Consider the following 9,204-nt stretch of genomic DNA (forward strand, 5'->3'; position numbering starts at 1 on the left):
AACCGGAGCGCGCGCTCAGGGCGCGTACGGTCGCCACCACGCTGTACGAGGGGCTGACGGCGGCCGGCCTGACCGCGGTGCGGCCCGACGCGGCGGTCGTCTCGGTCCGGGCGCCCTCGGCCGACGCCGCCGTGCGCTGGGCCGCCGACTGCCGGACGGCCGGGATGGCGGTGGGCTGCTTCCGGCCGCCGTCCGTCCCCGACGGCGTCTCGCGGCTCCGGCTGACCGCCCGCGCGGATCTGACGGACGAGCAGACCGCGCGGGCGGTGGAGACGGTGCGGCGCACCGCACCACTGAGTTGAGGCGAGGCCCGCCTCAGCGTTTCAGACCGGAGACGAAGGACGCCCAGGCCGTGACGGAGAACTCCAGAGGCGTCCCGGCCACGTCCTTCGAGTCGCGCACGGCCAGCAGCCGTCCGCTCCCGTACGGCGCGGTCTCCACGCAGTTGTTCATCCCGGTGCTGTAGCTGCTGCGTCGCCAACGTAACGCGTACCGGGCGAGGTGATCGGACATGACGCTTCCTCCGGGCGGTGGGGGGTCATCGGTCGCCGCGGTCGATCGCGGCGATCAGGTCCAGCGTGTGCTCCGGCGACAGCGCGTGCGTCTGAAGGGTCTCGAAGGCCGAGCTGTACGCCGCAAGGTCTTCTTTCCGTTCCAGATAGAGGCTACTCGTCAAGTGGTCAAGAACGACCACGTCAAGGTCGGAAGCGGTCGGAAAGGAGAAGATAACGAAAGGGCTGGTGAGGCTCACATAGCCGCCGACCGAGAACGGAAGCAACTGAAGCTGCACATGGGGAAGTTGTGCCACCCGGGCGAGATGGCGCAGCTGCTCCCGCATCACTCTTCGGCCACCGACCTCCCGGCGCAGCACCGCCTCGTCCAGGACCGCGCTCAGCCGCAGCGGCGGATCGCTCCGCAGCACCCCCTGCCGGGTCAGCCGCACCTCCACCAGCGAGTCCAGCTGACCGGAAGGCAGCCCGTCCAGGGACGCCCGGGTCACCGCGCGGGCGTAGTCGGCCGTCTGCAACAGGCCCGGAACCACCGTGGTCTCCAGCGTGCGGGCGGTGCGCGCCTGCGATTCCAGGCTGATGAAGTCGCGGTACTGCGGAGGGATGAGCCCCCGGTACGCGTGCCACCAGCCGGCGCCGCCCCCGCCCGCCGAACCGGCCAGCGCACCCAGGACCTCGCGGAGCTTCGGATCGTCCATCCCGTACGCGTCGAGGAGCCGGTTCACGTCATCCGGCCGCACCCCGCTGACACCTGTCTCGATCCTGCTCACCTTCGACTGGTGCCAGCCGAGCAGCGCCGCCGCCTCCCGGCTCGTGAGACCTGACGCATGGCGCAGGCTCCGCAGTTCCTCTCCCAGCTTGCGGCGCCGTACCGCAGGGCCGTGCTGCATCCGATGACTCCCTCCCGCTGCCCGACGAGCAGACAGTGTGGCGCCGGAGCGGGCCCGGGCGGGGAGAGTTCACCGATTTGAGCGACAGATATATGCATATCGCGGTGCATCGCCGCCGCGGAGGGCAGCATCGGTGGCAATCTGACGCGAAGCGCAACCGGACCGCTCGCCGGGACGGTAACGGGTGGGAAAGGGACGGCTCGCCATGGCAGACCATCAGGAAGCACGTGTCACGCTGCCGAGCGAGCCGGTCTCGGTCTCCACGGCCCGGAGGTTCGTCGCCCGGGTGCTGACGGAATGGGGCCTGCCCGAGGACGCGGAGCAGGCCGACACCGTCCGCCTCATCCTCTCGGAGCTGGCCACCAACGCCGTACTGCACACGTTCGGGCAGTCACCCACCTTCACCGTGGATCTCCGGCTGGAGCGCGAGGAGGAGCTGCGCGTCGGCGTGACGGACAGCCACCCCCGCCGGCCCCAGCGGCTGCCCGCCGCCGTCCAGCAGGACAACGGCCGCGGCCTGGTCATCATCCGCTCGCTGGCCAAGGAGTACGGCGGCCGGCTGACCGTCACCCCCACCGCCGACGGCGGCAAGACCGTCTGGGTGGTGCTCCCGTGGCAGGTCCCCGCCCAGCCTTGAGGCGTCCGGGTCAGGAGACCCGGCCGTAGTAGACGCTCCTGGTCCAGATCTTCTCCAGACGGACCACGGCGCCGGTCTTCGGCGAGTGCCAGATCTTCCCGCTCCCGGCGTAGATGCCCACGTGGTAGACGCTGCGCCCGGAATGGAAGAAGACCAGGTCACCTCGTTGGCGCTTGGACGCCGAGATGTGCCTGGTCCGGTTGTACTGCTGCTGGGCCGTCCGGGGGAGCTTCCTGCCCGCCTTCTTGAACGAGTAGAGCGTCAGTCCCGAACAGTCGAAGCTGCCGGGTCCGGTGGCACCCCAGCGGTAGGGCGCCCCCTTCTTCGACGCGGCGACCTTCAGGGCCTTCATCGCGTGGCCGGCCGCCTGCGCCTCGGGCGCGGCTCCCGGCACGCACAGCGTGCCGCCGACGGCGGCGAGAGTCATGACCGAGGCCGTGGTGGCCCGGGCGAGCAGAGACGGGACATGAACCTGCGCACTCATGCGCAACCCTTCGTCAGCCGCCTGTGAAGGATGACCTGTCGGGTTCGGGCTGGCGAAGTTGCCCGGCCGCGCGCGGCGGCTTCACCCCGAGGGACGACCGGAGGTCCGGCGGTCCCGTAGTGCTCGGGTCCTCCACTCCTGCCGATCCACTCCTGTCGACCAGTCATCCGCGCGGCGGCAGGACTCGGCGTCCGCCCGGACCGCCCCGCCGCGGTGGCGGGGGCTTGTCGTCCCAGGGATCTTGACTCACCTCGGGCCGGATTTCCGAGCCGGAACAGCCATCGGTGAAGACCGCCGCGCATGGCCCGTTCAGGTGGACCGCAACCCGTACGGCGGCTCCTCCGCCGCCGGCGGCCACGGCCGTACCAGCGGTGTCGCGGAGGAAACCGCCCCACGCGCATCAGGAAAAGGCAAATCGGGCCATCGCTCGTGAGAGGGAACGCCTACGCCGAACGAGCGAGGATTTCCTGCGCACCCCTCGGGCGTGTCGGTGGATTACGGCGCCTCAGCCCGGCGGAGCCGACGGCAGGGTGACCCGGGCCGCCCGCCGCTCGCCGTCCAGCGCCCGCAGCGCGCGGGTCAGCGTGGTGCTGTGGATCCGTGTCTCGCCGCGCCGGTGCATCAGCGCGAGGGCGTCCCGCAGCTCCGCCGCGTGCGAGGCGAGCGCCTGGGCCGCCCGCAGGGCCGCGTAGGTGTCGTGGCCGTGCGCCGGGTTGATCCGGCCCACCTGGTCGAGAACGTCGAGATAGCGGTCGACGAACGCGGACTCGGCCCCGGTCAGAGCGGGCAACGCGGAGAACTCCGGTGGCTGCATCGCCGGTTCACCACCCGGGGCGCGGCGGCGCCGGGACCCGGTTGCGCACGATGTGGTCGACCAGCCCGTACGCCAGGGCGCCCTCCGCGTCGAGGACGAGGTCGCGTTCGGTGTCCTCGGTGACCTGCTCGACGGAGCGCCCCGTGTGCCGGGCCAGCATGCCGGTCATCGTGCCCCGCATCCGCTCCAGTTCCCGCGCCTCGATCTCCAGGTCGGACGGCTGCCCCTGGACCGGCTCGTCCAGGGCGGGCTGACTGACGACCACCTTGGCGCCGGGGAGCATGTGCCGCCGGCCCGGGGCGCCCGCGGCGAGCAGCACCGCCGCTCCGGCCCCCGCCCGGCCCAGGCAGAAGGTCTCCACCTCGCAGCTGAGGAAGTTCATCGTGTCGTACAGGGTCGTCATCGCGCCGAACGAGCCGCCCGGCGAGTTGATGTACAGCGAGACGGGCCGGTCCGGCGCGTCGTGCTCCAGATACATCAGCTGGGCCACCAGGTCGTTGGCGGCCGTCTCGTCCAGGGCCGTGCCCAGGAAGACCACGCGCTCGGCGAGCAGCTTGGAGTACGGGTCCATGGTCCGGGACCCCTGGAACGTGCGCTCGGTGAACTCGGGCAGGACGTAACGGGCGACGGGACGGTACACGGCTGTGCCTTTCTCCGGTCGCGCGGACGCAACGGTGCGCCCGCGCACGCTTCTGCAAAAACGTACAGGATGTACAGAAGTCTTTCCCGGGAGAGACCCCGGAGAATTCGGGAAAGTACGAGGTCAGAGGCGGTTGGCTGTTCGCCGTGGGCGGATATCGCGCGCCTGTCGGCCGATCAACGGCCCGGCCGGCAGGGCCAGTCACTGCCGCGTCGGCGTCCCGTCCGGGCCGCACCAGGCGCCCCAGGGCGGGAGGGGCCCCGCCCCCGCATCCCCGGACGACGGACACGAACCGTGCCGCCGGGGGCGGCGAGAACGCGGGCAACCAGGACACTCGTCGCGCACGGGGGCGGGATCACCGCAGGAGCCTCTGACCCCTGGATGATCCTGTGGCCGAGGACGACGGCGGAACAGCTGGACGTTACATAGGCTGGGAGCATGGCTTACGAGATTCCGGTGACGCAGGCCCGGGCTGAACTCGCCGACCTGATCAACCGCGTCGTCTACGGCGGCGAGCGTGTGGTCGTCACGCGGCACGGCAAACCGCTCGTCGCCCTCGTGTCGGCCGCTGACCTCGAACGACTGGAGAGCGAGGAGGAGGCGCCGGAGCAGGAGCAGGTGATCAGCTCGGTCTCCTCGATCGGCTCCGCCCCGTCCGCTCCCGGCGCACGGCAGCGCTTCGGTATCGCGGCGGAGCACCGGGGCCACCACGGCCGGGACGACTGACCTCCGTACGCGGCGAAGCGCCCGCGTCCACCTGGGCGGGGGCTCACTTCTGAGCCCGGTCAGCCGGCCAGGGCCGGCTCTCGTGCCGGCTCCGGCGCCGTGGGGTCCGCGGCCGTACGGCGGCGCCCGCCGACGAGAACCGCGACCAGCCCCAGCGCCGCCCACACACCGAGCGTCAGAGCGGGGACGGCCGCCGCCGCGCCGTCGAAGAACGCCACCGACCGCAGCATCGACCCGCTCGCTCCGGGCGGCAGGAGCTGACCGATCAGGCCGACCGGCCGGGGGAGCAGTTCGGGCGCGCTGGTGACCCCGGAGAAGGGGTTGCCGAGGAGCACCATGAGCAGGGCCCCCAAGCCGATCCCCGGTGTCCCGATCAGGGCCGCGAGCCCCGCCACCGGTGCGCCGACGGCGAGCACGGTCAGTGCGATGGTCCCGGCCTCGCTCCACCAGGCACCGGTGAGGGCGCCGAGCCAGCTGTCCGTCACGGCGGTGGCCAGGAGCCCCACCACGACGGCCACGCCGAGCAGCGCGACCCCGGCCCGCGCCCCACGCAGCCGCAGCAGGGTGGCGGCCGCACCGGCGGCGACCCCCGCGATGGCCAGCGGCAGGATGCTCGCGCCGAGCACAGCACCCCTCGGGTCGGTGGCGGGCGCGGCCACCACGTCGGTGACCGGCACCTCGGATCCGGCCGGGGCTCCGGCGGTCACCGCCTCGCGCAGCAGCTGGGCGACGACCGTGCCGCCCGCGCTCGCGGTCAGCAGCTCGGGGCCCTCGGTGGTCACCACGACCGCGCCGTAGACGGTCCGGTCCTCGATCGCGGCCCGGGCCGCGGCCTCGGAGTCGTACCGGTGCACATCGAAGGCCCCGTCGCGCTCCTCGAACCGCTGCTGGAGCCGGTCGGCGGCCGGTGCGGTTCCGGCGATCCCGACCGGCAGGTCGCGCGGTGCGGTCCGGGCGGCGGGCCAGGCGAAGGCCCACAGGGCGAGGGTCACCACCAGCGGGACCAGCAGGACCACCACCAGCAGGCGGCGGTTCGGGGTGAGGGGCATGGTGGAGGCCTCGATTCTCAGAGAATGATCGTTCGTTTTATATGCATCGCCACTGTCGCCCCGCTGTGGTCGGTTGTCAAGAATGAATGTTCGTTTTAACTTGGTCGCATGGCTCGTGTATCCCAGGCGCACCTCGACGCCCGCCGCAGACAGATCCTCGACGGCGCCGCGCGTTGCTTCGCCCGTGACGGCTTCCACGGCACCTCCATGCAGGACGTGCTGAAGGAGGTCGGTCTGTCGGCGGGGGCGGTCTACCGCTACTTCAGCGGCAAGGAGGACCTGATCGCGGCCATCGCCACCGAGGCGGTCGACGGAGTGCGCCGGGCGTTCGAAGGAGCGGCGCGGGACACCCCCGTCCCCGCCCCGGACGTCCTGATGGGCCGGGTGGCGCGAAGCCTGTTCGTGGACGGCCGGGAATCGGGGCGAGGGCTCGAACCCCATGCGTACGCGGGGCTGATCGTCCAGGTGTGGTCCGAGACCCTGCGCAGCGAGCGGCTTGCGGCCACCCTCACCGAGGCGTTCGAAGGACTGCGCCGCGCCTGGACCGAGTTGGTCGGGCTGTACCGGGAAGCCGGGATGCTCCGGGCGGACGTGCCGGACGAGCACGTCGCCCGCGCCCTCATCGCGACCGCCCAGGGGTTCATCGCCCAGCTCGCCATGTTCGGCGACACCGGCCCGGAGGCCCTGGAGAGCGGCCTGCGCGGGCTCATGTCGATGGACCTGACGAGGACGGGCTGACGGGCCCGCCCGAGGTCACCCCCTCTGGGCGTGCTCCTCCAGCCAGGCGTCCTCCGCCGCGTAGTCGAACAGGCCCGTGCCGTACGCCCGCACCATCGCCGGAAACGCCTCCTGCCAGTCCCGCCCGGCCAGCCGGCCGGCGATCCACTCGACGGTCTCCGGCAGCGACTCGGCGTAGCCCGTCACCGGCCGGTAGCCGAGTTCCCGCTCGGCCGCCGACATGTCGAACACGATGGGGTGCGGTGCGCTCCAGGGCGTCGAGCCGACGCCCTCCGGGGACGGGCCGCCGGGCATCAGCACCGTCTCCGTGCTCCGGCCCAGTACCGCGTCCACCGCCGCGCCGATCTCCGCGACCGTGGGCGCCTGCGGATCGGCGGCGTTCAGCACCCGGGAACCGGGCCGGGCGGCGGCCAGCCGGATCAGCTCGGCCACGTTGGCCGCGTGGACCGGGTGGAAGCGCGAGGCCCCGCCGTATGCCAGGACACGCCGGGTCCGGCCGTCCAGCCCCCGCTTGACGAAGTACAGCTCACGCGGTGAGCGGCAGTACGGGCCGTGTACCGCGCCCGCTCGCAGCAGCGTGGTGGGCAGCGTGTCACCCGCCGCGAGGAGATCGCGCTCCAGCCGGATCTTGCGGGTGCCGTACGTGGCTTCGCCCGGCGCCACGGTGCGCAGCGACTCCGGGATCGGCACCGGATAGCGGGGCGACCCGTCCGGCTCGTCCTGCGTGTCGAAACTGCGGCCCCGCTCGTCCTCGTACACCGCGCCGCTGGAAATGACCACCGCCGAGCCGATCCGGTCCGCGAGCCCGGTCAGCTGGCCGGCGTGCTGCCGCCCGTACGCGACCATGTCGACCAGCACGTCGCATCCCCGGCCCAGCGCCCGCGCGAGCGCGCCCTCCTCGTCGCGGTCCAGGGCGACCGCCCTGACCCCGTCGTCCCACCGCTCGTCACGGCCCCCGCCGCGCGAGGCCGCCGTCACCTCCCAGCCGTCCTCTGACAGCGCGCGCACGGCGGCCCGCCCTATCTGTCCCGTCGCTCCCAGCACCCATGCGTGTCCCTTGCTCATGGACCGCACGCTAGGCCCGGCCCACCCCCTTGACCAGGGGCGTTCACCGCTCGCGAATCCGCTGTCGGCGTCGCCGTTCCGGGAACCGGACCGGCTGCTTCCCCGGCGCCGCCTCCTTCGCCTTCACGGCGTACTCGTCCACGTACTCCTGGCCGGAGAGCCGCAGGATCGCGTACATGATCTCGTCGGTCACCGCCCGGACGGCCGCCCTCTCGTTCTCCAGGCCCGCGTAGCGCGAGAAGTCCAGCGGTTCGCCGAAGCGGATGGTGACGGGCTTGAGGCGGGGGAGCCGCCTGCCGGGCGGCTGGATCTCGAAGGTGCCGACCATCGCGCACGGCACCACCGGCACCCGCGCCCGGATCGCCATCACCGCCACCCCGACCTTGCCCTTGTAGAGCCGCCCGTCGTGCGAGCGCGTGCCCTCCGGATAGATGCCCAGCAGTTCGCCCCGCTCCAGCACCTCGACGCCCTCGCGGATCGCGGCCTGTCCCGCCTCCTTGCCCGAGCGGTCGACGGGGATCTGGCCCGCGCTGCGGAAGAACGCCGCCGTCAGGCGGCCTTTCACGCCCGGACCCGTGAAGTACTCCGCCTTGGCCAGGAAGGTGATCCGCCGCTTGAGGATCGCGGGCATCAGGAAGTGGTCGGAGAACGACAGGTGGTTGCCCGCCACGATCGCGGCGCCGTCGTCCGGAACGTGCTCCGCGCCCTCGATGACCGGCCGGAACAGCAGCCGCAGAGCCGGCCCGAGAACGACGTACTTGAGGACGTAGTAGAACACGGTCTCTCCCCGGTCCGGTGGCATCAGCGGGTCGATGATGAAGACATGTACCCCGCGCCCGCGCGGCGACGCCGCGGCCTCACATCCCCGCGCCGAAGTCCTGGGTCCAGACGATGCCGCCGGGGCTGTCCTGGATGCCCACGCCCAGCTCCTTGAACGAGCAGTTCAGGATGTTCGCCCGGTGGCCCGGGCTGTTCATCCAGGAGTTCATCACGTCGGCCGGGGTCCGCTGGCCCTTCGCTATGTTCTCTCCGTACGTGCTCCACCGGTAGCCGGCGGCCGTGATCCGTTCGCCGGGGCCCGAGCCGTCCTGCGAGGTGTGCGAGAAGTAGTCGTGCGCGGCCATGTCCTCGGAGTGCCGCTGCGCGGCGCTCGTCAGCTCGTCGTTGCCGGTCACCGGCGAGCAGCCCTCCTTCGTCCGCTCGGTGTTGACCAGGGCCAGGACCTGTTCGGCGTCCGAGGGCGGGCTCGGCGCGGGCTCGGCCGGGGCCGCCCGGGTCGCGGAGGGGGCCTTCGTCGCCGGGGGACGTGTGGTCGCGGGCGCCGTCTTCTTCGGCTTCGTCCGGTCCTTCTTCTTCGTGGCGCTCGGGCTCGGGCTCCCGGCGGAGTGCGAGGGCGAGGCGGACGGGGTCGCGGAGGCGGACGCCCCGGCCGAAGCGGTCGCGGTGACGGAGCCGTCGGTCTCGGGGGCGGTCGCGACGGAGACCTCGTCGCTGCCGTCGTCGTCACCCGTCGACAGATGGACGGCGGCGCCCCCCGCCCCCAGCACGCCCACCGCGAGGACGGACGCCACCACCGCGTTCCGCCGGCGGCGGCGCGCCTGGTCCCGCCGCAGCGCCGCCCGCCCCGGCCGCACGGGCGCGTCCAGAGGCGT

The 9,204-nt window shown here is 72.4% G+C and carries 13 protein-coding genes, 1 pseudogene and 1 riboswitch; of the genes and pseudogenes, 5 read left to right on the forward strand and 9 right to left on the reverse strand.

Features of this window, described 5'->3' with window-relative positions:
* A partial coding sequence (locus tag G3I41_RS31945) for an aminotransferase class I/II-fold pyridoxal phosphate-dependent enzyme (protein ID WP_164404024.1) occupies positions 1-302 on the forward strand: 302 nt, incomplete at its 5' end.
* A gap of 13 nt (positions 303-315) precedes the next feature.
* Here the strand turns inward: G3I41_RS31945 and G3I41_RS31950 are convergent.
* Positions 316-513: a DUF397 domain-containing protein gene (locus tag G3I41_RS31950; protein ID WP_164404025.1), complete on the reverse strand. Its 198-nt coding sequence runs from the start codon at positions 511-513 to the stop codon at positions 316-318.
* Positions 514-538: 25 nt separating this feature from the next.
* Complete coding sequence (locus G3I41_RS31955; RefSeq protein WP_164404026.1) at positions 539-1,399, reverse strand: helix-turn-helix transcriptional regulator; 861 nt, start codon at positions 1,397-1,399, stop codon at positions 539-541.
* A gap of 205 nt (positions 1,400-1,604) precedes the next feature.
* Between G3I41_RS31955 and G3I41_RS31960 the strand changes: the two genes are divergently transcribed.
* Complete coding sequence (locus tag G3I41_RS31960; protein WP_164404027.1) at positions 1,605-2,036, forward strand: ATP-binding protein; 432 nt, start codon at positions 1,605-1,607, stop codon at positions 2,034-2,036.
* A gap of 10 nt (positions 2,037-2,046) precedes the next feature.
* Here G3I41_RS31960 and G3I41_RS31965 read toward each other — a convergent pair whose 3' ends face one another.
* The 3 genes from G3I41_RS31965 to G3I41_RS31975 form a co-directional block, all read right to left on the reverse strand.
* Positions 2,047-2,520 (reverse strand): C40 family peptidase, encoded by a 474-nt coding sequence (locus G3I41_RS31965; RefSeq protein WP_164404028.1) that lies wholly within the window; start codon positions 2,518-2,520, stop codon positions 2,047-2,049.
* Between the two features lie 3 nt (positions 2,521-2,523).
* A riboswitch (cyclic di-AMP (ydaO/yuaA leader) is annotated at positions 2,524-2,688 on the reverse strand.
* A 337-nt stretch (positions 2,689-3,025) separates the two neighbouring features.
* Positions 3,026-3,334: a hypothetical protein gene (locus G3I41_RS31970; protein WP_164404029.1), complete on the reverse strand. Its 309-nt coding sequence runs from the start codon at positions 3,332-3,334 to the stop codon at positions 3,026-3,028.
* A gap of 7 nt (positions 3,335-3,341) precedes the next feature.
* Positions 3,342-3,974, reverse strand: coding sequence for an ATP-dependent Clp protease proteolytic subunit (locus G3I41_RS31975; protein WP_164404030.1), 633 nt, complete (start codon positions 3,972-3,974; stop codon positions 3,342-3,344).
* A gap of 216 nt (positions 3,975-4,190) precedes the next feature.
* On the opposite strand from G3I41_RS31975, the pseudogene G3I41_RS37245 reads away from it, so the two are divergent.
* Both G3I41_RS37245 and G3I41_RS31980 read left to right on the forward strand, forming a co-directional pair.
* Positions 4,191-4,403: pseudogene (locus G3I41_RS37245) on the forward strand (hypothetical protein); the annotation flags it as partial.
* Positions 4,404-4,412: 9 nt separating this feature from the next.
* The gene (locus tag G3I41_RS31980) at positions 4,413-4,700 is read left to right on the forward strand and encodes a type II toxin-antitoxin system Phd/YefM family antitoxin (RefSeq protein WP_164404031.1); all 288 of its coding nucleotides are present in this window, start codon (positions 4,413-4,415) and stop codon (positions 4,698-4,700) included.
* A 59-nt stretch (positions 4,701-4,759) separates the two neighbouring features.
* Here G3I41_RS31980 and G3I41_RS31985 read toward each other — a convergent pair whose 3' ends face one another.
* The gene (locus G3I41_RS31985) at positions 4,760-5,749 is read right to left on the reverse strand and encodes an ABC transporter permease (protein ID WP_164404032.1); all 990 of its coding nucleotides are present in this window, start codon (positions 5,747-5,749) and stop codon (positions 4,760-4,762) included.
* Positions 5,750-5,857: 108 nt separating this feature from the next.
* On the opposite strand from G3I41_RS31985, the gene G3I41_RS31990 reads away from it, so the two are divergent.
* Positions 5,858-6,487: a TetR/AcrR family transcriptional regulator gene (locus tag G3I41_RS31990; protein WP_164404033.1), complete on the forward strand. Its 630-nt coding sequence runs from the start codon at positions 5,858-5,860 to the stop codon at positions 6,485-6,487.
* A gap of 15 nt (positions 6,488-6,502) precedes the next feature.
* On the opposite strand, the gene G3I41_RS31995 is transcribed toward G3I41_RS31990, so the two are convergent.
* The 3 genes from G3I41_RS31995 to G3I41_RS32005 all read right to left on the reverse strand — a co-directional run.
* Entirely contained in the window at positions 6,503-7,552 is a 1,050-nt protein-coding gene (locus G3I41_RS31995) for an NAD-dependent epimerase/dehydratase family protein (protein WP_164404034.1), read from the reverse strand.
* Positions 7,553-7,595: 43 nt separating this feature from the next.
* The gene (locus G3I41_RS32000; protein ID WP_164404036.1) at positions 7,596-8,330 is read right to left on the reverse strand and encodes a lysophospholipid acyltransferase family protein; all 735 of its coding nucleotides are present in this window, start codon (positions 8,328-8,330) and stop codon (positions 7,596-7,598) included.
* Between the two features lie 79 nt (positions 8,331-8,409).
* The coding region (locus G3I41_RS32005; protein WP_164404035.1) for a CAP domain-containing protein at positions 8,410-9,204 on the reverse strand (795 nt) is incomplete at its 5' end.

Origin of the sequence: Streptomyces sp. SID9727, assembly GCF_010550605.1 — a bacterium.
In the GTDB taxonomy this organism is placed as follows: Bacteria; Actinomycetota; Actinomycetes; order Streptomycetales; family Streptomycetaceae; genus Streptomyces.